The 22,661-nt window shown below is 65.8% G+C and carries 22 protein-coding genes and 1 tRNA gene; 9 read left to right on the top strand and 14 right to left on the bottom strand.

Going from position 1 to position 22,661, the window contains the following annotated elements; genetic code table 11:
- Positions 1–34: 34 nt before the first annotated feature.
- Entirely contained in the window at positions 35–2,002 is a 1,968-nt protein-coding gene (locus DT069_RS08880) for an oxidoreductase (RefSeq protein WP_119460130.1), read from the top strand.
- A 24-nt stretch (positions 2,003–2,026) separates the two neighbouring features.
- Here the strand turns inward: DT069_RS08880 and DT069_RS08875 are convergent, their stop codons facing one another.
- Positions 2,027–2,380, bottom strand: a complete 354-nt coding sequence (locus DT069_RS08875; protein ID WP_119459943.1) for a cupin domain-containing protein — start codon at positions 2,378–2,380, stop codon at positions 2,027–2,029.
- 125 nt (positions 2,381–2,505) lie between these two features.
- On the opposite strand from DT069_RS08875, the gene DT069_RS08870 reads away from it, so the two are divergent.
- Positions 2,506–3,333, top strand: coding sequence for an enoyl-CoA hydratase/isomerase family protein (locus tag DT069_RS08870; protein WP_119459942.1), 828 nt, complete (start codon positions 2,506–2,508; stop codon positions 3,331–3,333).
- 4 nt (positions 3,334–3,337) lie between these two features.
- On the opposite strand, the gene DT069_RS08865 is transcribed toward DT069_RS08870, so the two are convergent.
- From DT069_RS08865 to DT069_RS08855, 3 genes are all read right to left on the bottom strand, one after another.
- Positions 3,338–4,384, bottom strand: coding sequence for a DUF6929 family protein (locus tag DT069_RS08865; RefSeq protein ID WP_162913076.1), 1,047 nt, complete (start codon positions 4,382–4,384; stop codon positions 3,338–3,340).
- A gap of 143 nt (positions 4,385–4,527) precedes the next feature.
- The gene (locus DT069_RS08860) at positions 4,528–5,640 is read right to left on the bottom strand and encodes a PepSY-associated TM helix domain-containing protein (RefSeq protein ID WP_119459940.1); all 1,113 of its coding nucleotides are present in this window, start codon (positions 5,638–5,640) and stop codon (positions 4,528–4,530) included.
- A gap of 23 nt (positions 5,641–5,663) precedes the next feature.
- Positions 5,664–7,850, bottom strand: coding sequence for a TonB-dependent receptor (locus DT069_RS08855; RefSeq protein WP_425450111.1), 2,187 nt, complete (start codon positions 7,848–7,850; stop codon positions 5,664–5,666).
- A gap of 185 nt (positions 7,851–8,035) precedes the next feature.
- Between DT069_RS08855 and DT069_RS08850 the strand changes: the two genes are divergently transcribed.
- The gene (locus tag DT069_RS08850; protein ID WP_119459939.1) at positions 8,036–9,250 is read left to right on the top strand and encodes an ABC transporter substrate-binding protein; all 1,215 of its coding nucleotides are present in this window, start codon (positions 8,036–8,038) and stop codon (positions 9,248–9,250) included.
- Between the two features lie 12 nt (positions 9,251–9,262).
- Here the strand turns inward: DT069_RS08850 and DT069_RS08845 are convergent, their stop codons facing one another.
- Both DT069_RS08845 and DT069_RS08840 read right to left on the bottom strand, forming a co-directional pair.
- Positions 9,263–9,865: a TIGR04282 family arsenosugar biosynthesis glycosyltransferase gene (locus tag DT069_RS08845; protein WP_119459938.1), complete on the bottom strand. Its 603-nt coding sequence runs from the start codon at positions 9,863–9,865 to the stop codon at positions 9,263–9,265.
- On the bottom strand, positions 9,862–10,563 hold the full coding sequence (locus tag DT069_RS08840; protein ID WP_119459937.1) for a TIGR04283 family arsenosugar biosynthesis glycosyltransferase: 702 nt from the start codon (positions 10,561–10,563) through the stop codon (positions 9,862–9,864). Before DT069_RS08840 ends, DT069_RS08845 begins: the two co-directional genes overlap by 4 nt.
- Before the next feature lie 59 nt (positions 10,564–10,622).
- On the opposite strand from DT069_RS08840, the gene DT069_RS08835 reads away from it, so the two are divergent.
- Positions 10,623–11,726, top strand: a complete 1,104-nt coding sequence (locus tag DT069_RS08835) for an aminoglycoside phosphotransferase family protein (RefSeq protein ID WP_119459936.1) — start codon at positions 10,623–10,625, stop codon at positions 11,724–11,726.
- A 97-nt stretch (positions 11,727–11,823) separates the two neighbouring features.
- On the opposite strand, the gene DT069_RS08830 is transcribed toward DT069_RS08835, so the two are convergent.
- The 4 genes from DT069_RS08830 to sfsA all read right to left on the bottom strand — a co-directional run bounded on the left by DT069_RS08830 (position 11,824) and on the right by sfsA (position 14,513).
- Positions 11,824–12,051 carry a 2OG-Fe(II) oxygenase family protein gene (locus DT069_RS08830; protein WP_119459935.1) on the bottom strand — a complete coding sequence of 76 codons (228 nt, stop codon included), beginning with the start codon at positions 12,049–12,051 and terminating at the stop codon, positions 11,824–11,826.
- Between the two features lie 40 nt (positions 12,052–12,091).
- A complete protein-coding gene (radC, locus tag DT069_RS08825) occupies positions 12,092–12,784 on the bottom strand; it encodes a RadC family protein (RefSeq protein WP_425450110.1) in 693 nt (230 codons plus the stop codon).
- A 47-nt stretch (positions 12,785–12,831) separates the two neighbouring features.
- The gene (gene map / locus DT069_RS08820; protein WP_119459933.1) at positions 12,832–13,680 is read right to left on the bottom strand and encodes a type I methionyl aminopeptidase; all 849 of its coding nucleotides are present in this window, start codon (positions 13,678–13,680) and stop codon (positions 12,832–12,834) included.
- A 134-nt stretch (positions 13,681–13,814) separates the two neighbouring features.
- Positions 13,815–14,513: a DNA/RNA nuclease SfsA gene (gene sfsA / locus DT069_RS08815; protein WP_119459932.1), complete on the bottom strand. Its 699-nt coding sequence runs from the start codon at positions 14,511–14,513 to the stop codon at positions 13,815–13,817.
- A 137-nt stretch (positions 14,514–14,650) separates the two neighbouring features.
- Here sfsA and DT069_RS08810 point away from each other — a divergent pair, with 137 nt between their 5' ends.
- Both DT069_RS08810 and DT069_RS08805 read left to right on the top strand, forming a co-directional pair.
- The gene (locus DT069_RS08810; RefSeq protein ID WP_119459931.1) at positions 14,651–15,007 is read left to right on the top strand and encodes a hypothetical protein; all 357 of its coding nucleotides are present in this window, start codon (positions 14,651–14,653) and stop codon (positions 15,005–15,007) included.
- Positions 15,008–15,028: 21 nt separating this feature from the next.
- A complete protein-coding gene (locus DT069_RS08805) occupies positions 15,029–15,802 on the top strand; it encodes a competence/damage-inducible protein A (protein WP_119459930.1) in 774 nt (257 codons plus the stop codon).
- Here DT069_RS08805 and DT069_RS08800 read toward each other — a convergent pair.
- Complete coding sequence (locus DT069_RS08800; protein WP_119459929.1) at positions 15,799–17,037, bottom strand: alpha/beta hydrolase family protein; 1,239 nt, start codon at positions 17,035–17,037, stop codon at positions 15,799–15,801. The two genes, DT069_RS08805 and DT069_RS08800, sit on opposite strands and share 4 nt — an antisense overlap.
- 64 nt (positions 17,038–17,101) lie before the next feature.
- On the opposite strand from DT069_RS08800, the gene DT069_RS08795 reads away from it, so the two are divergent.
- Positions 17,102–17,190: transfer RNA gene (locus DT069_RS08795), tRNA-Leu, on the top strand.
- 88 nt (positions 17,191–17,278) lie between these two features.
- On the opposite strand, the gene DT069_RS08790 is transcribed toward DT069_RS08795, so the two are convergent.
- Positions 17,279–17,779, bottom strand: a complete 501-nt coding sequence (locus DT069_RS08790; protein WP_119459928.1) for an Lrp/AsnC family transcriptional regulator — start codon at positions 17,777–17,779, stop codon at positions 17,279–17,281.
- Between the two features lie 127 nt (positions 17,780–17,906).
- Here DT069_RS08790 and DT069_RS08785 point away from each other — a divergent pair, with 127 nt between their 5' ends.
- Entirely contained in the window at positions 17,907–18,833 is a 927-nt protein-coding gene (locus DT069_RS08785; protein ID WP_119459927.1) for a hypothetical protein, read from the top strand.
- Positions 18,834–19,062: 229 nt separating this feature from the next.
- On the opposite strand, the gene DT069_RS08780 is transcribed toward DT069_RS08785, so the two are convergent.
- Together DT069_RS08780 and DT069_RS08775 are read right to left on the bottom strand one after the other, a co-directional pair.
- Positions 19,063–19,695 (bottom strand): outer membrane beta-barrel protein, encoded by a 633-nt coding sequence (locus tag DT069_RS08780; RefSeq protein WP_119459926.1) that lies wholly within the window; start codon positions 19,693–19,695, stop codon positions 19,063–19,065.
- A 376-nt stretch (positions 19,696–20,071) separates the two neighbouring features.
- Positions 20,072–21,331: a PepSY domain-containing protein gene (locus DT069_RS08775; protein WP_162913075.1), complete on the bottom strand. Its 1,260-nt coding sequence runs from the start codon at positions 21,329–21,331 to the stop codon at positions 20,072–20,074.
- A gap of 283 nt (positions 21,332–21,614) precedes the next feature.
- Here DT069_RS08775 and DT069_RS08770 point away from each other — a divergent pair, with 283 nt between their 5' ends.
- Positions 21,615–22,661 carry an aldo/keto reductase gene (locus DT069_RS08770; protein ID WP_425450109.1) on the top strand — a complete coding sequence of 349 codons (1,047 nt, stop codon included), beginning with the start codon at positions 21,615–21,617 and terminating at the stop codon, positions 22,659–22,661.

The raw sequence follows: 22,661 nt of genomic DNA, 5'->3' as shown, positions 1-22,661 counted from the left end.
GTGCCTGCAACCCATTGAAAACAGAATGCTCCCCATGACTTCCTCGCAATTCCCCCATCTGTTCTCGCCACTGCAGGTCGGGTCCGTCACGCTGAAGAACCGGATCTTCTCGACCGGCCACGACACGACCATGCCGACGGACGGGCTGATCAACGATCGGCTGGTGGCCTATCACCGCGCCCGCGCCGAGGGCGGGGCGGGGCTGATCGTCGTGCAGGTCGCCGGCGTGCATGAATCGGCACGCTACAGTTCGCATGTGCTGATGGCGACCAGCGACGACTGCATCCCCGGCTATCGCCGCGTCGCCGAGACCTGCCACGAAGTCGGCTGCAAGGTCTTCGGCCAGGCGTTCCATCCGGGCCGCGAGATCATGGAGTCCCAGGACGGCAGCGCGCCGGTCGCCTATGCCCCGTCCGCGGTGCCGAACGAGCGCTTTCACGTGATGCCTTGCCCGATGTCGAAGCGGATCGTCCGCGAGGTGATCGCCGGCTATGGCGATGCGGCGCGGCGCATGAAGGAGGGGGGGCTCGATGGTGTCGAGATCGTCGCCAGCCATGGCTACCTCCCGGCCCAGTTCCTCAATCCGCGGGTCAATCTGCGCGAGGACGAATATGGCGGCAGCGACGAGAACCGGCTGCGCTTCCTGCGCGAGATCGTCGCCGATATCCGCGCCAAGGTCGGGCCGGATTTCGTCGTCGGCATGCGTATCTCCGGCGACGAGAAGGACCATGATGGGCTGACGGCGGAGGAGGTGCTGACGGCCTGCCGCACCCTCGACGGCGATGCGGGCGGCCTCGACTACTACAACGTGATCGCCGGTTCCTCGGCCTCGCTCGCCGGGGCCGTCCATATCGTGCCGCCGATGGTGATCGAGAACGCCTATGTCGCGCCCTTCGCCGCGGCCGTGAAGACGGTCGTCTCGAAGCCCGTCTTCGTCGCCGGCCGGATCAACCAGCCGCAGGAGGCGGAGAAAGTGCTCGCTTCCAACCAGGCCGACCTCTGCGGCATGACGCGGGCGATGATTTGCGACCCGGCGATGCCGGGCAAGGCCGAGGCCGGCCGGCTCGACGACATCCGTGCCTGCATCGGCTGCAACCAGGCCTGCATCGGCCATTTCCACCTGGGCTATCCGATCTCCTGCATCCAGTATCCGGAGAGCGGCCGTGAGCTGACCTATGGCACGCCGAAGCCCGCGGCAATCCGGCGCAGGATTCTTGTCGCCGGCGGCGGGCCGGGCGGCATGAAGGCGGCGGCGGTCGCCGCCCGGCGCGGCCATGAAGTGACGCTCTACGAGGCGGCGGGCCAGCTTGGCGGCCAGGCGCTGCTCGCGCAGCTTCTCCCCGGCCGCATGGAATTCGGCGGCATCATCACCAATCTCGCCCACGAGATGGAGCTTGCCGGCGTGACGGTGGTGAAGAACACGCCCGTCGACGCAGGCCTCGTCGCGCGCGAGGCGCCGGACGCGGTCGTCGTCGCGACCGGCGCGCGGCCGCGACGCCCGGCGATCGAGGGCGGCGACGATCAGCATGTCGTCGATGCCTGGCAGGTGCTGAAGGGCGAGGCCAATGTCGGCAGTTCCGTCGTGATCGCCGACTGGCGCTGCGACTGGGTCGGCCTCGGGATTGCCGAGAAGCTGGCCCGCGACGGCTGTCATGTCCGGCTCTGCATCAATGGCTACATGCCGGGCCAGACGATCCAGCAATATGTCCGCGACGGTTGGGTCGGCACGCTGCACAAGCTGGGCGTGGAGATCATTCCCTATGTCCGGCTGTTCGGCGCGGATTCCGAGACGGTCTATCTGCAGCACATGACAAGCGGCGAACCGGTGATCCTGGACGGCATCGACACCCTCGTCCTCGCCCAGGGACAGGAGCGGGTCGCCGGCCTCGAGGAAGAGCTCTCGGACTATGATGGCGAGGTCCGCCTCGTCGGCGATTGCCTCAGCCCCCGGACCGCCGAGGAGGCGGTTCTGGAAGGACTGAAGGTCGGGTCGGCATTATAGGGCGGCCACGCAGGGCCGCCCATCTCAACCGAGGCCGTGCCGCTGTCGCCAATCCGCCGGATGCAGGGCATAGAATACCACGGCCTTCTCGCCCTCATACCGGAGCGGCGTGTTCTCGGGAATCCACAGCACGTCGCCGGGGCCGCCTTCGAACACTTCCGCCCCGACCCGCAGGCGGAATCGGCCTTCGAGAACGACGATCAGTTCGTCATACAGCACCGTCCACTCGATCGAGCAATCGTCGAAGGTGGCGAGGCCGGCGCCCATCGTCTTGCTGATCTCCGGCCCCACGAGGCGGGCGATGGTCGCTCGACCTGGCGGCCCGCCATAGGGCTCGAAGGACATCTCCGATCGTTTGAACAGCTTCACCTCCGACATGACTCACCTCCCATTTTTCGCATTCGAACGTTGGTTCCAAGAAGCTGACATCAGTTTTCCACCTGATGGTACGACAAGCTTGTCATGAGGTATCTTCCCCTCTTCGACCGGAAGAAGGGAAGGCCATGACCTACGAGACGATCACCTACGAACTGCGCGGCGCGATCGGCCTCCTCACGCTGAACCGTCCTGAGCGGCTCAACGCCATCAGTCAGCAGATGATCGACGAACTCAACGATCTGCTGGATGCCGTAGAGAAGGACGAAGCGGTTCGCGTCCTCGTCGTCGCTGGCGCCGGGCGCGCCTTCTGCTCGGGCTTCGACCTCAAGGACGGTGCGGACACGCCGAAGCAGGGCGTCGCGGACTGGCGCCCCGTTCTGCAGCGCGACTTCGACATCATCATGCGCTTCTGGCATCTGAGCCGGCCGACGATCGCCGCGGTCCAGGGCTACTGTCTTGCCGGCGGCTGTGAACTGGCGATGGCCTGCGACATCACGATCGCCGCCGAGGGCACCCGCTTCGGCGAGCCGGAGCTGCGCTTCGGCAGCGGCATCGTCGCGCTCCTTCTTCCCTGGCTCAGCGGTCCGAAGAAGGCGAAGGAGCTGCTGCTCACCGGTAACGACAAGGTGACGGCGGAGGAGGCGCTCGAAATGGGCATGATCAACCGGGTCGTGCCGGCGGGGCAGGAGCTGGACGCCTCGCTGGCAATGGCGCGGGACATTGCGGTGATGGACCGCGCCGCGGTCGCCATGACCAAGCAGGCGATCAACCGGACCTACGACGCGATGGGAATGCGCGAGGCGCTCAACATGGCGCTGGACGTGGATGTCCAAATCGAGAGCATGGAGACGCCCGAAGGCAAAATGTTCGCCGAGATCTCGCGACGGGATGGCCTCAAGGCGGCGATCGCCTGGCGCGACGCCCGCTTCGGCGGCGGTCCGGAGAAGGGATAGCGCCTCAGGCGGAGAAGAACCCGTCGCTGAGGGCTGCCTCGAAGATCTCCGAGGGCACGCTTTCGTCGTCGTCATCGATCACGAAATGGACTTTCCGCGGGTCGCGGAGGTCGCGTGACAGGCCCTCGATCTTGCCGTGGAAAGGGCCGCCGTCCTGGTCCGTCAACTCCGTCCAGCGCGCCGAGCCGTCAGGCTCGATGATGCCCAGCACGGAACCGGCGATCCGGCCGGTTTCCGGGTCTTCGGCGGAGGCGGAGTAGAGGATACGCCCGTCGCCGACGCGGTCGGCGTCCGAGAAGGTGAGGCGCACGCTGTCGAGCGTCCCGAGGTCGTAATGCGTCACGTCATCGAGTGTGGGTGGTGGGACATTGTCCGGGTCGGCCAGATGGGCGGCGAGGGCGCGCCACGAGACATCGGCCGTCGCGTCCACCGCGTCGAGACCATCTCCCACCGGGGCGTTGCCGCGCTGGAAGAGCATGATGCGGTCGGCGTCGATCGCCACGGCGCCCTCAATATTAAGCCCGGCACCGGAGAACGTCTTGTTCGCGCGCAGGTTCTCGTAGAATCGGGTGGCGTCGAGGAACTCCGCAGTGACCTCGATCCCGGCCCCCTCGTGCATCGCGGTTTCCGTGAGGACCGCTCCGAAGGACGTGCCTTCATGGACCCGGAGAATCCATTCACGGCCTGGGTGGGAGCCCGAGCCGAAGCCGATCAGTTCGTGGCCGTCCTCGCCCGGCAAGGTGATGCAGGCCTCGAGGTCGAACTTCTCGTGCTTGTTGCCGCGCCCCTTGCTGAAGACCCGGGCACCGCTCGGCCCGGGCGGGAGCGGGAGGGCGTGAATGCGGTCGGCGGCATCGATCAGTGCCAGCCAGTTGGCGTCATCCTGGATGACGGCGAGGTACTCCTTGAAGGCGCTCAGGCCCGAGGCCGCACGCACATGCGGCGGCCGGTCGTCCGCGTCGGAGGGGCCGTCGTCATAGATCATGGCGACGCGGCGGGTCACATGGGCTTTGAGTTCAGGATCGCGGCGCGCCGTACGACATCGGGACATCTTGCGCAGTCTCCTTAAGCCAGGTTGTAAGCACTTATGGCGCGAACGCGACCTTAAGCTCGTGATTTCTCATAATGGTTCCTGATGCGTCTGCTTAAACCCCCTCCGAGAATATCCGTTACGGGCGAGCTCTGTTGGACGCTCTAAGCCAAGGAGCTCTCGGACTCCCGCCTGACCCGCTTGGTGGCGCGGGCCGGGCGGCGCCGGATGAGCCAGAACGACAGGCCCGTGACGAGGAGGGCGGTCGGTGCGAGGCCGGTTGCCGCCATCGCGATGCGGCCGGCAAGACCAAGGGCCTCGCCGGTATGGAGCGGATAGCGCAGATCGGCCGCCTTCTGCCCGACCCCTGCGGCACGATGGCTGTGCAGGGCGAGGATCTCGCCGGTGTGCGGATGGACCGCGACGTAGGTGGTGCCGTTCGGATGCGGGTTGCTGTCGAAGCGGAGACGCACGAGGAACGGCGCCTTGGGTGACGCAGGCGGCTGGATCCAGGTCGGCGTGGCATTCGGCAGAGCGGCATGGGCGCGCTCGACCAGCACCGCCGCGGAGAGCATCGGCCCCGGAGGCGCGCTCTCGATGACCGGCGGCGCCGGCGGCGGTGTGCCGCCAAGGGTGGCGATCAGGAGTCCGGCGGACACCCGGTGGAAGATGAGGGCGGCGCCCGTCAAGGCGCTCAGGAACAGCAGAAGGAACGAGACGATTCCGATCAGGCGATGGAGATCGTAATTCACCTTGATCCAGGGGGCGCCCCGTCGCAGGCGGAACGCGCCGGCCAGCTTCCGTAAGCCTGGCCACCAGAGATAGAGGCCGGTGCCCAACACGACCAGCAGAACGAGCCCGATGACGCCGAGGATCGTCTGTCCCGTCAGGCCGGCCAGCAGATGCTCATGCAGGTTCTCGATGAACCCGATGACGCCGGGATGCTCGCTCCGCCAGCCGAGAATGCGGGCCGTATAGGGATCGACATAGACGCGGCGGAGCTCCGTGCCAATCCAGAACTCGTAGGTGTCGCCCGGCGCGCGGGCCAATCGCGCGAATTGGATCGGCTCGTCCGGAAAGCGGCTGCGAACCGCCGCGATCGCAGCATCCAGTTGCGGTCGCTCGTCGCGCGGTTCGATGGACCGCAATTCGGCATTGAGAATACGATCCAGCTCCGGATGGAACACGAGAACGCTACCGGTCAGTCCCGACAGCGCCGCGAACAGCCCGACGGTCAAAGCGAGCAGCAGATGAACCCGGCGAATGGCCGGGCGCATTCTGCCGCCCCTGCGGTGCTGACTTACCACTTGATCGAGTAGGTGAGGCTGACCGTGCGGCCGGGGCCCTTCGTGAAGCTGTAGGACGCGGCCGCCGCTTGGCTCACAATCGGGAAATAATCCTCATTGAAGAGGTTCTCGACCCCGATGATCAGATCCCCCGGTCCCGCGTCGATGCTGCTGTAGAAATCGAACAGGACATAGCCATCCACATCCCGGCCGCCGAACTGCGTGCTGTCCGGATTGCGACTGCCGGAGTACAGGGCCTGAAGGCGGTTGGTCCACCAGTCGAACGGGCTGTATTCGACATAGCCGGTCAGTTTGATCGGCGGAACGCGCGTGCTTGGCAGGTCCTCTTCGAAGCTGCCGTCGTCGTCGAGGTCGATCTCGCCCTCCAGCCAAGTGGCGGTGCTGCCGACCAGCCATTGGTCATGGGGTGCCGCCTCCAGGGTTGCCTCGACGCCCCAGATACGTTCGGGCTGCTTGACGATGTTGAGGTCGGGGTCGAACGTGGTGCCGTTTTCCGACTCGCTGTAGAAACCGGCGAGCGAGGCGCTCACGCCGCTGAAGTTGCCGCGGACGCCGATTTCGTAATTGTCGACCTTCTGCGCGTCCGACTCCAGATCCTCGGCCCGCGTAGCCGTCCCGTCGCGAATGGCCCGCCCGATATCCGCGACCGAAAAGCCTTGTGAGAAGCCGCCGAACAGTTCGACCTGATCGGTCAGGAAGACGATGGCGCTGGCGTTGAACAGGGTTTCGTTGAATCTGAGATCCCCGCCTTCGACGGCGATGCCGTTACGGTTGACGACATCGGCGACATCGAGCCGGATGTGCTCGCGCCGGACGCCGCTGCGCAACGCTGCCCAATCGCCGACCGGGACCTCGACCTCGAGGAAGCCGGCGAAGGCGTCCTGCTCCATCTCGGGCACGACCGTCGGTCCGTCGATCCCTTCCTGCACGGTTTCGTCATGCAGGTAGTCGAGGCCCCAGGTCAGCGTCAGCGGGACGGAGCCGAGTTCCAACGGCGTGTCGACGGTCGCTCGCGAGCCGATCTTCTCCGACAGGATCTCGGTCTGGGCGAAGCCTGGAAACTTGGCGAACCGCGCCGTGAGGTCGCCGTAATAGGCTTGAAGCTGAACCGCGCTGTCCCATACATCCGCGTTGTCGTAGGTGAGATTGACGAGGGTGTTCTTCGTTCCCGGATCTTCCGCGTTGAAGCTGCCCTTCACGGCCGGTGTCTTCACGCCGTTGTCGGGATCGCCCGTCCCGAAGGTGTAGTCCGTGTCCTGCAGGATGCGGAAATGGTTGGCCGTGAGTTCCACACGCTGCTGCCCGTCATCGGACTCGGCGCCGAGCTTCCCGAGCAGGTTCCATTCCTCCGTGTCGGCAAGCCCGCCTTGGACGCCGAGCGGATCCGGCGGAATGCGGTCACCGTCCGCGTCGAAGAAGCTCTGGCGGTCGACGAAGGCGCCGCTGATCAGATAGTCGATCTGGCCTTGCCGTCCGGAGAGGCTGTGGGTGGTGTTCCATTCCAGGGAGTCGCCGGGATGCTCGGTGGAAAGTCGAAGCCCGGCCTCCGAAAAGACGTTGACCGCCCCATCCTCCGGCCGGCGGGTGACGATGTTGATCAGCCCGCCGGTGGCTCCGAAACCATAGGCCGCGGTTCCGCCGCGAACGACCTCGATGCGCTCGATCGCCGAGGGATCGATGGTGTTGAGATCGCGGCTGGCGGATCGCAGGGGCGTCGATTGCGGTACGCCGTCGATCAGCGTGAGAAACTCGCGCCCGCGCAGGGTCTGGCCGAAGGTCGACAGGGACTGCGTGCTCGGGCTGAGCCCGGGAACCGTCTTGCCGAGGATGCTGCTGAGATTGCGGTCGATCTGCGACTGCTCCTCGATCTCCTCGCGCGTCACCACGGTGACGGAGCGGGTGAGTTCGGAAGCCGGTGTCTCCGTGCGGGTAGCCGAAACGACGACGGGGTCGAGCGTGATGGTTTCGCCTGCCTCACCGTCCGACGGGGCCTGCGCAAGGGTCATCGGGCCTTTGAGCGACCGGCCCTGCCGGTCGGTATCCTCCTCGGCGAATGCCGGCTGCGCAGCCGCTCCCCAAGTCAGGGTGGCCGCGGCGAGCCCCGGCAGAAGTGTGGTCCATGCTTGGCGATTCGTCTCTGTCCGCGCGGCGCTACGGCCGGCGAGGCCCTTCCATCCCACTCTCGATTCCCCCTGTTTCGCTGATAAAAAGACGCTACTGAGAATCATTATCATTATCAATTTGTCAAGAGACGCCTTCGGTGATGCTGCGAATCACGCTTGCGTGAGGTCGCCGATCGGCGATTGGCGAATCCGGGGAAGGCAGGCTAGGACTCAGTGGCGGGCTTTTCCGGGGAGAGCAGTTGATGAAGCGTCTTGCGCTTGTAGTGATTCTGACCATCGTCGCCCTTGCCGGCGCCAGTCCACCGGCCGCCGCGGCCGATCCACTGCCCGACTGGGACGAGATCGTCGCCGAGGCCCGCGGCCAAACCGTTTACTGGAATGCCTGGGGCGGCAGCGACCGGACCAACGATTACATCGCCTGGGTGAAGGAGCGGGTCGCGGAGGACTATGGCGTCACGCTTCAGCACATCAAGCTGGCGGACACCGCCGAGGCGGTGTCGCGCGTCCTCGCGGAAAAGGTCAGCGGCCGGACCGAGGGCGGATCGGTCGATCTCATCTGGATAAACGGCGAGAATTTCGCGGCCATGAAGGCGCAAGACCTCCTGTTCGGACCGTTCACGCAGGTGACGCCGAACTACGCATTGGTCGACACCAAGGGAAAGCCGACGACGCTGTTCGACTTCACAATTCCCGTCGACGGGCTGGAGGCCCCTTGGGGCATGGCGCAGATCGTGTTTCTCTACGACACCGCCTATGTCGAGGACCCGCCGAGGAGCATGCCGGCCTTCCTCGACTGGGCGCGCGCGCATCCAGGGCGATTCACCTATCCCCAACCGCCGGATTTCACGGGCAGCACCTTCTTGAAGCAGGCTCTCTACGAGCTTGCGACCGATCGCGGCGTACTGCAGGAGCCTGCGACGGCAGAGAGCTTCGCGACGGTCACGGCGCCGCTGTGGAACTGGCTGGATGCCCTGCACCCCCATCTCTGGCGCGACGGGCAGACTTTCCCTCAGAACGCCGAAGTGCAGCGGCAGATGCTCGACGACGGCGTGATCGAGCTATCGCTGTCCTTCTACCCCTCGGACGCCTCCTCGGCGATTGCCAAGGGGCTGCTGCCGGACACCGTGCGGACCTACGTGCTCGACGGCGGCACGATCGGCAACACGCATTTCGTCGCCATCCCGTTCAACGCCAGCGCCAAGGAGGGCGCGATGGTCGTCGCGAACTTCCTGATGTCGCCGGAGGCGCAGCTTCACAAGCAGGATCCGGAGGTCTGGGGCGACCAGACGGTGCTCGCGATGGACAAGCTCGATCCGGCCGACCGGAAACGGTTCGAGGAGTTGCCGCGCGGCATTGCGACGCTGGCGCCTGCGGAACTCGGCCCCGTTCTGTTGGAGCCGCACCCCTCCTGGATGACGCGGCTCGAAGCCGAGTGGCGCCGTCGCTACGGCCACTGAAGGCCGTTGCATCTATAACGACGATCGCCAGCGGTGATAGGAGGCGGCGTCATCGACGTCCTCCAGTTCGTCGATCAGGCTGATCCGGCGCGAAGAAGGGATGGTCGCGGCCGTGTCGGCGAGGGCGTGCGGGCTGGACCAGCGCACGTCGCGGAACAGGCCCGGCGGCAGCGGCCGGCGGCGTAGGCCGGCGAGCCAGTAGCCGCCATCCGGCGCCGGCCCGAACACGGCGTCATGGACTTCGAGTCGGCGAAATGCAGCGGCGATATGATGCGCCTCGATTCCGGGCACGTCGGAACCGACGATCACGGCCGGCCCGCTCGGAAGGCAGCGCAGCACGCGGGTCATCCGGGCGCCGAGATCGCCGGAGCCTTGCGGCAGGCGGCGGCAGCCGGCCGGCCAGAATCCGCGCCTTCCGCGGGCGGCGGCGTCCGGGGTGAGCGCCAGCCAGACCGTCCATCGCGGATCGCGCGCCAGCCTGTGGAGCAATGTCCGGAGAGTGAGCCGGCTGAAGCGCCAGGCCGGCAGGTCGCCGATCTCGCGGGCCAGCCGTCGCTTCGTCCCGCCCAGGCGCGGGGTCCGGGTGAAGACGATCAGGTGACGCCTTGTCGTCATCGATAGAGCCTCTGCAGCATCGTCGGCGGCACGCCGAGAAAGAAGAGAAGGAGCAGCGAAAGATTGCGAATCGGCCGCCATATCCAGCCGTCGCGCCGATAGCGCGCCGACGAGGTCCGGGCGTCGACGGGAAGAATGACGATCCGGTCCCGGCCGATCCGTCGGACGAGATCGACGTCCTCCATCAACGGCATCGGCTCGTATCCGCCGACCGCCTCGTAGAATTCCCGCGACATCAACAGGCCCTGATCCCCATAGGGCAGCTTCAGGGTCTCGCTGCGCCAGTTCGCCAGGCGAGCGACGCGTCGGGCCTGCGGCGCGGCATCGTCGAAGGCGAGGCGAAACGCCGCCGCTCGGCAACGGTTCTCCGGCGCGGCGATGAACGCCTCCAGGATGGCCGCCCAGCCGGGATCGGGAATGGTGTCGGCATGGAGAAAGAGAAACCAGGCGCCGGCCGCCGCCTGCGCGCCGGCCCGCAATTGCGAGCCACGGCCACGCGGCCCGCAAATCACCCGGGCGCCGCGCTCGCGAGCGAGCGACGCCGTCGCATCCTTGGACCCGCCGTCCACGACGACGATCTCGCGGGAGAACGCCTCACGAGGCGCTTGCAATGCATCGAGCACGGCAGCGATGCTCGGGACTGCGTCGAGCGCTGGAATGACGATGCTCAGCGTCGGACGGGCTGTCGGTTCACTCATGGCGGACACGAACCAGGATCGGACAGGTGGTCTCGATAGCGACAACAGTAGCGCAGGGTATGGAAAGGGTGAACTTCGACGCTTTGCTCGACGCGCTGCACCGCCTTCCGCGGTTCGCCGATGTCGCGCCTGCCGATCTCGAGCCGATGCGGGTGACGGGACTGGCGCATGACCATGTCTCTATCCGCGGCCGCGGGATCCTGCTGCGGGTCCCGAAACAGAGCCAGTTCGGCCTGGATGCCGCGACCAATCTGGCCTATCAGGCGGCCTGCTTCGAGCGGGTCAGCCGAAGCGGCCATGCGCCCGCCCTCCATGGGGTGATTCCGCCCTCGGCCGCGATTCCGATGGGCGCGCTCGTGGTCGAGCAGATCGACGGGCGACCGCCGCGGCTGCCGGAAGATCTCTTCGCATTGGCCGACTGCATGGCGCGGATTCACGCCCTGCCGCTGCCCTCGCCGGAGGCCCGGGCGCCGCTGGCTGATCACCGGGACCCGGTCGGGGGAGCCTTGGCCGAGATCGAGCGGCAGGCGGCTTTCCTCGACGACGCCAGTCTCCGCCCCGCGGCGCGTGCCCAGATCCGTGACGAGCTTGCCTGGGCGCGCCGCTTTGGTCAGGAGGTCGGGGGCCAGCCGATCGCCCTGGTGCTGACCGATACCCATCCGGGAAATTTTCTCGTCGACGCCGGCGACAAGGCCGTGATCGTCGACCTCGAGAAGGCGCTCTACGGTTCGCCGGCTACTGATCTCGCGCATGCCACGCTCTACACCTCGACCACCTGGGACGTCGCCAGCCGAGCGGCGCCGTCCATCGACGAGATCGCGGCGTTCTATCGGCGCTATCTCCACACCGTAACGCCGGCGCTGGGCCGGCATCTGGCCCCCTGGCTCGTGCCGATGCGGCGCATCACCTTTCTGCGCGCGATCACCTGGTGCGTCAAATGGGACGTTCTGCACAAGCACAGCAGAATCGCCGACAAGCACCGGCGCGCCAGCACCGAGGACTGGTCGGCGGAAAACTCGGATGCGGCGCTGGTGGCGCATGTCGCCGATCGCGTCTCGGAATATCTCCGGCCGCAGACCATCGAGCGCATCCGCGCCGAATGGTCCGAGTCGCGACCGCTCGAAAGGCTGTTGGAAGGTCCAGGCCCTACCCGGCCGGCGTAGCGCCTGCGCGCGCGACCTCGTATTTCGTGACCTCGATATTGACGGCGATCGAGATCTGCTCGCCCGTTCCATAGAACGGATGCACCCAATGCTTGAGCTAGGCCGGGAAGACGACCATCAGGCCCGGCTTCGGCGTGATCGTCATGGCGCGGCCGAACATGAAACCGGGGAGCCGGCCATAACTGGCGGCGGCACGGGGATCGCGCAGTTCGAGTTGGCCCAGCTGGACGCGCGATAGGCGAGCTGCAGCGTCTCCGCCTTCTCGCGCATCGGCAATGCGCTGAAGGCGCGCCGCGTTCGGAGCGGTGCCGATCACAACCGCCATGATTGTTCGAGGCCACGCCTCCGCCTCGCGCGCACGGCGGCTATAACAGCCCCATGCTGCGGAAGCTGCGATGGCCCTTCCGGCCGACGACGACATGGTCATGCAGCGTGATGCCGAGCCGCTCGGCCGCCTCCGCGATCTCCCGCGTCATGGCGATATCCTCTTCCGACGGTGTCGGGTCGCCGGACGGGTGATTGTGGCACATGATGATCGCCGAGGCGCCCAGCTCCAGCGCACGCTTCACGACTTCGCGCGGATAGACGGGCGTGTGGTTGACGGTGCCCCGCTGCTGTACCTCGTCGGCGATCAGCGCGTTCTTGCCGTCGAGGAACAGCAGGCGAAACTGCTCCACCTTCTGATGCGCCATCGCCGCGTGGCAGTAGTCGAGCAGCTTCTTCCACGAGCCGATGACCGGCCGGTCGATCAGCTCCTGCCGCGCCATCAGCAGCGCGGCGGCTTCCACCGCCTTGAGGGCGACGACGCTGGCATCCTTGACGCCCTTGACCTCGCGGAGTTCCCCGGGTGCGGCCGCCAGCACCCCGCCGAAGCTGCCGAAGCGCTTGATCAGGGTCTTCGCGAGCGGCTTCACGTCGCCGCGCGGCTGTGCCTGGTAGAGCAGAAGCTCCAGCAGCTCATAATCCGCCAGCGCCGCAGGCCCGCCGCTCAGGAAGCGGTCACGCAGCCGCTGCCTGTGACCGAGATAGTGAGGCTTCTCGCCTGGCGTGTCGGTCAAGCGAGGCCCCCCATCTCGCATACTTGGCTCGCATAAGTTCGAACGCTTCAGACCGGATAGGGCGGTCGATCCAGTCCGGTCGGAGAGCGGGTGAAGATCTCATAGCCGTCGGCGGTCACGCCGACCGTATGCTCGAACTGCGCCGACAGCGACCGGTCGCGCGTCACCGCCGTCCAGCCGTCGTCGAGGATCTTCACGTCGTATCGCCCGGCATTGATCATCGGCTCGACCGTGAAGAACATGCCTTCGCGCAGGACCGGTCCGGTGCCGGGGCGGCCGTAATGCAGGATGCTCGGCGCGTCATGGAACACGCGGCCGATACCATGGCCGCAGAAGTCGCGCACCACCGAGAAGCGGTGGCCCTCGGCGAAGCTCTGAATCGCATGGCCGATATCGCCCACCGTGGCGCCGGGCCGCACCGCCTCGATGCCGCGCATCATCGCCTGGTAGGTGACGTCGATCAGGCGCTGCGCCTTCACCCCGGGCTTGCCGACGAAGAACATGCGGCTGGTGTCGCCGTGCCAGCCGTCGAGGATCACCGTCACGTCGATGTTCATGACATCGCCGTCCTGCAGCTTCTTGTCGCCGGGAATGCCGTGGCAGACGACATGGTTGATCGAGGTGCAGATCGACTTGGGAAAGCCGCGATAGTTCAGCGGCGCGGGCACGGCCCCGTGGCCGACGATGAAGCCGTGGCACATCCGGTCGAGATCGCCTGTCGTGACGCCCGGGCGGACATGCGGGGTGATGAAATCCAGTGTCTCGGCCGCCAGCCGGCCCGCCCGGCGCATGGCCTCGAACGCCGCCGCGTCATGGGTCTTGATGCGGCGGTCTTCGGCGCTCCAGTCATAGGCCTGGTCCTGGTTCAGGTCCCGGGCCGGTTCGGTACTCTTCATCGGTGAAACGGTCCTTATCCTGCGCGGCGGCCCCTGACGCCACCTCCAATTCTGTGCGTTTGACGTTCAATAAATGGTTTCGGGACCGATAATGCAAGTGGGATGGGACTACCGCCCCGATGTCGAAGAACCGGCTACAATGCCAGCGCCAGCGGGCCGGCGACGTCGATTCCATCATGCCGGATCTCACAGCGATAGCATAGGGTTTCGACCCCGGCGGCCCGCGCCCGCATCAGCGCCGCGGCATAGGTCGGATCGATGTCGTCGGCGATCCTGAAGCTCTCGCAATCGCCCCGCTGCACGAGATAGACCATCACGGCGCGGGCGCCGGTGGCGACCATCTCCGCCATCTCCGCGAGATGCTTGGTGCCACGCGCAGTCACCGAGTCCGGGAATTCGGCCGCGTCCGTTCGGCGAAGATGGACGTTCTTGACCTCGACATAGCAGGGTGGCCGGCCCTCGTCCTCGAGCAGCATGTCGATCCGCGAGTTGCGCCCATACTTCACCTCTCGGCGCAGCGTCCGATAGCCGGACAGCGGCGCGATCGCGCCGGCGGCGATCGCCTCGGCGACCAGCCGGTTGGGATGGCCGGTATTGATTCCGACGAGATGATCGCCGACCCGGATCAGCTCCCAGCTATAGCGCAGCCGCCGCGCCGGATTGGCGGCCGGCGACAGCCAGACCTCCGATCCCGGTGTCGTCAGGCCGAGCATCGATCCGGGATTGGCGCAATGCGCGGTGACGACGCTGCCGTCCGCGAGTTCGACGTCACTGAGGAACCGCTTATAGCGGCGGACGAGACGGCCTTCGATCAGCGGCGTGGGGAAAATCATCGCGGGGGCAGGGTAGGCATTTCCGGGGTCGCGTTCAACGTCTGCGGAGCGCCTTCCTTAACCTCTCACTCGCCGGTTGCAAATCCTTGGCGGCGGGGGCAATCTGAAACTCCGCTCGCAGAGGAAAAGTGCGTCCCATGAAACAGGCTGTCCTGCTATCGGCCTTTCTTCTCGCCGGTTGCGCCGATTACTCCTGGTTCGGTCAGCCCGAGTCTCCCCCGTCATCGCAATGGAACGGTATTGCCGCGGACGACGAGCAGGCGGTGGCCGAGCTCGAGAGCTGCAAGCAGCAGGCGCGCGCCATGATCCAGCGCGATGCCCTGATCGACCGGGATATCGGGGCCTCCGGGATGATCCGGGATGATGACGCCGACCTCGCGCTGATGCGCAATATGGACGAGTTCGAGACCACCCAGCGCTTCGACCGGATCGTCGCCGACTGCATGCGCCAGCGCGGCTATGGTACGCCATCGGCCGAAACGCCAGCCGAATAATCGCTGTCGAAGATCATGGCTATGACGGAGCATCCCGCCACGGATGGGTCTATTATTACCGCCGCCGTCCTGGTGATCGGCAATGAGATTCTGTCCGGCCGCACCCGCGACGTGAATCTGCCCTATCTGGCCGTGCAGCTGAACGAGATCGGCGTTCGGCTGCGCGAGGCTCGGGTCGTTCCCGATGTCGAGCAGGAGATCGTCGACGCCGTCGACCAGTGTCGCGCCCGCTACGACTATGTCTTCACCACCGGCGGAATCGGCCCGACTCACGACGACATCACCGCCGCGTCGGTAGCCAAGGCGTTCGGCCTGCCACTGGTCCTCAATCCGGAGGCGGTGGCGCGGCTGGAGGCGCATTACGAGCCGGGCACGCTGAACGAGGCACGGCTCCGGATGGCGCATACGCCGGAGGGCGCCACCCTGATCGACAACCCGGTCAGCATCGCGCCCGGGTTCCAGATCGGCAATGTCTTCGTCCTGGCCGGTGTCCCTTCGATCATGCAGGCCATGTTCGAGGGGCTGAAGCACCGTCTGGCGGGCGGCGCGCCGGTGCTGTCCCGGACCGTCGCCGCCTTCCTTCCCGAAGGCGCCATCGCCAAGGGGCTGGGCGCGTTGCAGGATCGTTATCCGGGCCTGGAGATCGGCAGCTACCCTTTCTTCCGGCAAGGGAAGTTCGGCACCAGCCTAGTGCTCCGCGGCACCGAGTCGGCAACCCTCGCGGCCGCCGCCGACGAGCTGCGCGCCCTCATCCGAAGCCTCGACGCCGAGCCGCTGGAGACGGAGCCGGCCTAAGAGGATAGTTCGGCTGTCGCCTCCGCGTCGCGCAGCTCCAGCAGCGCATAGACCGCCCGCAGCAGCGTGACGCCGTCCAGCCAGTCGCCGGGCCCCAGCTCCGCATGGGCCAGATTGTCGACGAGGTAAAGCTCCGCCCGGTCCTGCGGGAATGCGTCGGCGAGCGCGGCGCTTTCGCTGGCCGGGATGATCCGGTCGTCGCGGCCATGCAACAGGATCAGCCGCCGCGGACCATCCGACAGCGCGCGACCCGACAGATCCAGTGCCTCCAGATCGGCGCGAAGCCCGGCGGGCAAAGCGGCGATCAGCGCGGGGACCCTGTCCGGATCCCGATTGGTGATCAGGCGATAGACCGCTCGGCCCTCGGGCCCCAGCCGGGCTGCGAGATCGGCGATGTCGGAGTCCAGATCGGCTTGGCGCCGCCGGGCCATGGCCGTCAGGAGTCTGCGGTCGCGCGGACTGTCGAGCCGGGCGGCATTGCTGCCGACGAACACCCATTTGCCATAGGCGTTCGGCCGGCGATAGCGCCACGGGCCGCCGGGCGACTCGCGATAATAGCCGGTCGTGAAGAAGGTAATCGCCGCCTCGATATGATAGTAGCCGCCGATCCCCACGAAGAAGTCGACAGGTTCGCCCGGAGCAGTATCCAGGGTCGCCAGCAGGGCAGGACCGACGGCATAGGAGATGGCCGCCACCCCGATCGGCTCGGGAGCGATGCCGGCTTGGGAGTTCTGCAGAAAGGCGATCGCATCGGCGATCTCCCGCCGGTTGGCGGCGCTCACCCGCAGCGCCCGCAGGCTGGCGAGATCGGGAACCAGAACGGCGAAGCGGGCCCGCGCCAGCGTCGTCGCGAAGGCGACGAGCCGCGGATCGTCCTTGCCGGCGGGCGCCAGGCCCGGCACCAGCAGCAGCGTCGCCGCGGGCGGGGCATCCGCCGGCAGATGGAGGTCGGCACGATAGCGGCGCCCGTCGACTTCATAGGACAGGCCGCGCCGCTGCGGCGCCGGCGTTGCCTCCTTCAGGGCGCTGGGCGCGTCGCCCGCCGCCATGTCCGCCAGCACTCGGCCGGCTTCGGCGAAGCGCGTCGGCGAGCAGCCGGCGACGAGGAGCAGGACAGGCAGAACAGCCGCGAGACTCATGCGCCGCGTCCGCACGCCGTTTCCGGTCGGGCTCATAATGACGATATGACGATCGCGGGCCTCCGGCGCCAGGGTCGCGCGCCATGGTAGGGCCATGCCCACATCTGTTGCGCCGGCCGACGGCTTGCGGATAGCTTGTGCGCAAGCACCTCGTTCCATCGCCCGCTTGGTGGAATTGGTAGACACAAGGGACTTAAAATCCCTCGGCCCGAAAGGGCTGTGCCGGTTCGAGTCCGGCAGCGGGCACCAAATTGGCGGACGGATAGACCGGCACGAAAAGGGCAGGGGCTCCTGGGGCCATTAAGCTAGTTTGTGGATGCAGGCCGGGCGGAGCTTGTTAACTCCTCTTATCGGCTGTCATCTCTCCCAGCTTCGCGGCCAGCGCGTCGCTCGGGATCGCCGTTTCTTCCTTGTAGCGTTCGACCGCGAAGAAGGTGGTGTACCGCACGACGTGCGGATCGTGATCGAAGAGGCGGTCGCAGACCTCCTGGTACTCTTCCATGTCGGCGAAGTTCCCGTAGAGAACCGCATCCACCTCGCCGGTCACGCCATAGGCCAAGCCGATTGCGGCCTCGTGCCGGATCTTCTCCGCGAACGCTTCCCGCAGTTCCCGTCCATGGCCGGTCGTCACCACGGTTATGATCGCCCTCAGGCCGCGCTCCAGCTTTCCCGGGTCGACGAGGTAAACGCAGCGCCGCAAATGGCCGCTGTCCTTCAGCCGCTGAACACGACGCAGACAGGTCGAGGGTGAAGAGCCGACCCGCTCGGCCAACTGTGCCTGAGTAAGGTCGCCTTCTTGCTGCAGGGCATCCAGGATTCTGATGTCGAGGCGGTCCATGGCGAAAATCCTCGGGCAAACTGCCGGACATGACGAATAACTCCACAGACTCGGAGAATTCGACCACCCTCGTCAAGCGCGTCCGGCTAACCTGCACCGATCGGGCGGGCAGGTCGTGGAGGTTGAGTTGAGCGCGGGTGCGTGGGGATTGGTGTGGTGCTTCACCTTCGTCATTTTGGAGGCTGCCCAGGCCGTCTTCTTCGGCGGCCTGTTCCAGCGCATGGATTCCTTCTTGATCGGCTCGATGGTCTTCGGTTTGACGGCGGCCGGAGCGGCTACCTGGACGTACTTGCGCGATCCAAAGCAAATCGTGCAGGCGTTCGCGAACCGGGACGCATTGATCGGTATCAACATGAGTGCGGCAGGTGGCTGGATAGCCTACCTCGTCGCGATCCAACTCATCGAGCCCGCCGTCGCGTTCACGATTTTCTCCGGAACGGTGCCACTTACCGCGCTTCTCGCCGCGCGTTTTGGGGTGCCGGAGGCATCTTCCGTGCGCAATCGGCTCGAGATGCTCGGCAATGTCGTGCTTGCATTCGGCCTGGTCGTGCTCATCGCAATCACTCTCGCAGGGCAGTCAGGTTTTGTCCGCGGCGGTGTTCCGGTGGCGGCGACCGGGATTGCGCTGGCCACGCTCTCCGGCGCACTCATTACGTGGATGCTGTTCTACTGTCGCAGGCTGGATCGCGCCGGTGTCGGTCCCGTTGCCCAATTGGGGCTGCGCTTCCTCGTCTACATCGCGCTTTCGCTGGGCGGAGTGGCGCTTGGTCTCGACACCAAGGGAGAGGCGCCGATCCGCGAGATTGCGTTTGCCGTCGTTTTCGGCCTGCTCGTCATGGCCTTTCCGATCTACGCGATGCAAATGGCCGTTACGCTGGTCTCATCGCTCACGATCGGCGCGGTCACCGCTCTTGGGCCGTTGTTCGTGTTCGGTTTCCAGATAATGGAGGGCCGCGTGGAGTACGCGCAAGCGACGCTGTTCGGTCTCGGGATCTACTTCATCGGAGCCCTGACTGCCGCGATAGGAAGCGCGCATGCGGCGCGGCTGAGCTGATAGATGCCGCGCTTGTCGCCGCAGGGCTGGGCCGCATCCGTGTCCGGGGACCGGAGCGCTCTTTTGATGAAATCGTCAAAGTCGCCCCCTCCAAAGCTGCGTTGTTCCGCGTGCAGGAAGGTGAAGTATGAAACCAGTCCTGCACCGACGATCCAGAAGACGCGTTGCTTAAACAGGCGCAAAAAAAGGCGGGGATCGCTCCCCGCCCGTGTCGTGGGGGCTTCGCGTGTCAGAGGGCGAAGCGGGCTCCGATTTTGAAGACGTGAGCCGTGCTGTCGTTGACGTAGCTGCTGCCGTTGTTGATCCACAACAGGCGATAGGACGGCGCGAACGTCACCGTCTCATTCAAGGCAATGCCAAGACCAACTTCACCGAAGCCGGCAAGGTCCGTTTCCTCGACGGTTTCATAGCCGTCGTCAGCTTCCCACATTGCGAAGCCAAGCCCGCCGCCGACATAGGGCGCAACCTTGCCGGCCGTCGTGAAGTCATAGTAGCCACCGAGCGTGATGATGGTTGCCGAGATTTCCACATCGCTCGCGTCAACCGAAGCCGAGTTACCGTATTGGTCGCTGGCCGTCACTTCGTCGGCGTTCGCCGATGCGCCTCCGATTTCGAGTTCGCCGCGTGCGCCGTTGCCGAAGTCAACGCCGACCGCGCCGGACAGGAACAGGCCCGGCTTGAACGACAGGTCGATGTCATAGATTTCGTCATACCAAGGATCGTAAATGGACGTTTCCTTGTCCATGTGCTGGAACAAGCCCAGGTTGCCCGCGAGGTATAGGCCTTGCTCTGCCGCCAGTGTTGAAGTTGCCCCAAAGCCAACAGCAAGCGCCGCAGCCACCCACCAAAACTTCGCCTTCATAATTACTCCAATACTCAGAATTCATGTAGAAGGCTTACTTGTTATTGAGGCGTTATAGTTAATTCAACGGGGGATTTCCAAAAATATATTTTATGGCGCTCAGACTACGGGCGTGGGCTGTGGAGCGCTGGAAACGGGCGCCGCGCTCGCCCGCGGATGGCCATATTCGCCCGCGCGAATAAAGTTGGGATCGCCCGGCCTTGCGTACCGCGATGTTGCCGCGCGACCCATGTAACCGGCGAGGCGGATCGATTCTCGACTGGTAATCAGGCGAACGGACAGGCAAAGCCGATCGTTATGAATCGAACGAACGGCGGCCTGGGCTTGGTCGGTTGGAAAGAGGAAGGCGACTCGCTAGCCTCCCCCTTGCGCAAGTTCACCCGCGCCAGGCGTTCAGCACATATCCCGTTCGGGCATCGACTTCCAGGGACAGGTTCTGGCCGTCGCGGTTCGCCTCGACGGCATAGGTGTACCCCTTGTCCGTTACGTCGCTGATCTCGGAATAGCCTTGGGCGCGGAGACTTTGACGGAGCTCACGCTCGCTCAACCGATCCATGGGGTTGCCAAAGCCTTGGTTATCTTGGCCGAACTGCGAGGCGCTCCGGCCATTCGCGCCATATTGCGGTTGACCGTAATTGCTTGAGCCATACTGCCCCGGACCCTCGGCTTGGCCGAATTGCGGGTAGGGCGGCGGACCGCCCTGCGGATAGTCCCGTCCGAAGCGGTCGAATTCACCCTGGCCGTAGTTCCCCTGGCCGTAGTTCCCCTGGCCGTAGCTCTGCCCATAGCCGGGCCTGTTGCTATATTGGCCCTGCATCCGGTCCTCGCCGCTCCAGAGATAGGCTCTCTGGCGGGCTTCGGCGGTCATGTCCTGCGGGATGGGGGACCGGTTGCCCTGATCGTCTCCGTACATCGCGTAGGGGAGGCCCATCTTGGGCTGGGCACGGAGATCCTGCCGGTATTCGCGGTAGCCCTGCCGCATCGCCTGCCGGTGCCAGCGAAGGTAGTCCTCCGCGTCGACCTCGCCATCGTTGTTCAGGTCTCGATGAGCGAACGGCTCCATCCGCCCCTGATCCTGGCCATAGCCGCCGCCGGCGCTCGGGTCGTAGCTCGGCGGCCGTCCGGCCTGACCCTCCTGCAGCGCCATCGAGAATTGGTCGTCCCGCAGGCTGCCCTGGAAGCGGGGATAGGCATGGAACGCATCGTCGTAATAGGATGCGTAATCGCCGCGGTTCGCCTGTCGCAGCACGTCCCACCTGTATTGGATGTACTCCCGCGTGTCGACCGCGCCGTCGCGGTTGCGGTCGGCCTCCTGAATCATGCGGATCTCCGCGTCCGAGCCGTACTGCCGGCCGCGATCGGCCTCGCCGAATGCCGATGCCGTCGGTTGTTCATACGAGTTCATGCCGGACGGCTGGTTCTGCTGGCCGAACTGCTGCGGATCGCCCTGCCCATACTGGCCGTATTGCTGCTGGTACGGATAGCCCTGCCCAAACTGCTGGAACCCGCCATCCTGGCGATACTGCTGATCCTGACCCGACCACTGCTGCGCGCTTGCACCGTCTGGGGCGAGGGCGATGACGGCGACGCCGGCGAGAAGCAGAGAAGTCAGTGCGGACCGTTTGACCGTTGCCATGAAATGCCTCCTTGATGGTTCGCCCTCATGCACAGGCCCGACAAAGGGATCGCCAGAGAGCTTCAGGCATAAGCGCGCGGCCCGCTTGCGGCAGAGATCGACGTTGGAGCTCTTCTTCTCGTCGAAGCAAGCAGCGAGCGCTGTCCATGCCGGGTTAACAGCCAGGACACGGAATTGTTTCAGACGAGCTCCCAGCAGGTCTCCGGTTCTTTCCTCGCGACATTCCATTGGAAAGATCGGTTTCCGTCTCCCATTTTGGCAACGCAGCAGAAGGAGACGTCACATGGCTACACGCACCCAATCCCAATCCAAGATCGCCGAGCTTCCGACCCGCCGTCTCGGCCGCACCGATATGTCCATTACCCGCGTCGGATTCGGCGCCTGGGCGATTGGCGGCCCGGACTGGGCGGTGGGCTGGGGCGCGCAGGACGATTCCGAATCCGTCGCCGCCATCCGGCATGCCGTCGATCGGGGCATCAACTGGATCGACACGGCGGCGATTTACGGGCTCGGCCATTCCGAGGAGATCGTGCGGCAAGCCCTCGAGGCGATTCCGGCTGATCGGCGTCCTTATGTGTTCACCAAATGCGGCCTTGTCTGGGATGAAGCCGACCGCAAGGCCGCTCCCCGCCGGGTCGGCGCCTCGGCCAGCATCCGCCGCGAAGTGGAGGAGTCGCTGCGCCGTCTCGGGGTCGAGCGCATCGATCTCTACCAGATGCACTGGCCGGCCGGCGACGGCACGCCGCTGGAGGACTACTGGCAGACGCTCCTGGACCTGAGCACGGAAGGCAAGGTCCGCGCCGTGGGGCTGTCGAACCATGATGCCGCGGAACTCGAGGCCGCCGAGCGCCTCGGTCACGTCGATACGCTGCAGCCGCCGTTCTCGGCGATCCGCCGCGAGGTGGCGGCGGCCGAGCTGCCCTGGTGCCAGGCCCACGAGACCGGCGTCATCGTCTACAGCCCCATGCAGTCCGGCCTGCTCACCGGCCGCTTCAGCCTGGAGCGCGCTAAGACGCTCCCCGAGGATGACTGGCGCTCGCGCAGTGCCGAATATGCGGGCGACAAGCTCATCCGCAACCTGAAGCTCGCGGAAGCGCTGGAGCCGGTCGCGGCCCGCCATGGCACCAGCGTGGCGGCTGTCGCCGTGGCCTGGACGCTCGCCTGGCCCGCCGTGACGGGTGCCATCGTCGGCGCCCGCAATCCGGCGCAGGTCGATGGCTGGCTCGATGCGGCCACGCTGGAACTCACCGATGCGGATATGCGCCGGATCGCCGAGGCGATCGACGAGACAGGGGCCGGCAGCGGACCGAGCATGCCGGCCCTGGGATAG

Origin of the sequence: Virgifigura deserti (assembly GCA_003576685.1) — a bacterium.
Lineage (GTDB): Bacteria > Pseudomonadota > Alphaproteobacteria > Dongiales > Dongiaceae > Virgifigura > Virgifigura deserti.
The sequence above is the reverse complement of the archived record's forward strand: the minus strand, read 5'-3'. Positions and strand labels throughout refer to the sequence as shown.

What these genes read in the sequence shown, in the direction of transcription:
- DT069_RS08790 (WP_119459928.1), bottom strand. Translation starts at nt 17,779, where the DNA reads ATGGACCGCCTCGACATCAGAATCCTGGATGCCCTGCAGCAAGAAGGC.
- DT069_RS08870 (WP_119459942.1), top strand. Translation starts at nt 2,506, where the DNA reads ATGACCTACGAGACGATCACCTACGAACTGCGCGGCGCGATCGGCCTC.
- DT069_RS08875 (WP_119459943.1), bottom strand. Translation starts at nt 2,380, where the DNA reads ATGTCGGAGGTGAAGCTGTTCAAACGATCGGAGATGTCCTTCGAGCCC.
- DT069_RS08840 (WP_119459937.1), bottom strand. Translation starts at nt 10,563, where the DNA reads ATGAGTGAACCGACAGCCCGTCCGACGCTGAGCATCGTCATTCCAGCG.
- DT069_RS08845 (WP_119459938.1), bottom strand. Translation starts at nt 9,865, where the DNA reads ATGACGACAAGGCGTCACCTGATCGTCTTCACCCGGACCCCGCGCCTG.
- DT069_RS08835 (WP_119459936.1), top strand. Translation starts at nt 10,623, where the DNA reads ATGGAAAGGGTGAACTTCGACGCTTTGCTCGACGCGCTGCACCGCCTT.
- DT069_RS08780 (WP_119459926.1), bottom strand. Translation starts at nt 19,695, where the DNA reads ATGAAGGCGAAGTTTTGGTGGGTGGCTGCGGCGCTTGCTGTTGGCTTT.
- DT069_RS08860 (WP_119459940.1), bottom strand. Translation starts at nt 5,640, where the DNA reads ATGCGCCCGGCCATTCGCCGGGTTCATCTGCTGCTCGCTTTGACCGTC.
- DT069_RS08830 (WP_119459935.1), bottom strand. Translation starts at nt 12,051, where the DNA reads ATGGCGGTTGTGATCGGCACCGCTCCGAACGCGGCGCGCCTTCAGCGC.
- DT069_RS08800 (WP_119459929.1), bottom strand. Translation starts at nt 17,037, where the DNA reads ATGGCCCTACCATGGCGCGCGACCCTGGCGCCGGAGGCCCGCGATCGT.
- map (WP_119459933.1), bottom strand. Translation starts at nt 13,680, where the DNA reads ATGAAGAGTACCGAACCGGCCCGGGACCTGAACCAGGACCAGGCCTAT.
- sfsA (WP_119459932.1), bottom strand. Translation starts at nt 14,513, where the DNA reads ATGATTTTCCCCACGCCGCTGATCGAAGGCCGTCTCGTCCGCCGCTAT.
- DT069_RS08770 (WP_425450109.1), top strand. Translation starts at nt 21,615, where the DNA reads ATGGCTACACGCACCCAATCCCAATCCAAGATCGCCGAGCTTCCGACC.
- DT069_RS08880 (WP_119460130.1), top strand. Translation starts at nt 35, where the DNA reads ATGACTTCCTCGCAATTCCCCCATCTGTTCTCGCCACTGCAGGTCGGG.
- DT069_RS08775 (WP_162913075.1), bottom strand. Translation starts at nt 21,331, where the DNA reads ATGGCAACGGTCAAACGGTCCGCACTGACTTCTCTGCTTCTCGCCGGC.
- DT069_RS08805 (WP_119459930.1), top strand. Translation starts at nt 15,029, where the DNA reads ATGACGGAGCATCCCGCCACGGATGGGTCTATTATTACCGCCGCCGTC.
- DT069_RS08810 (WP_119459931.1), top strand. Translation starts at nt 14,651, where the DNA reads ATGAAACAGGCTGTCCTGCTATCGGCCTTTCTTCTCGCCGGTTGCGCC.
- DT069_RS08865 (WP_162913076.1), bottom strand. Translation starts at nt 4,384, where the DNA reads ATGTCCCGATGTCGTACGGCGCGCCGCGATCCTGAACTCAAAGCCCAT.
- DT069_RS08850 (WP_119459939.1), top strand. Translation starts at nt 8,036, where the DNA reads ATGAAGCGTCTTGCGCTTGTAGTGATTCTGACCATCGTCGCCCTTGCC.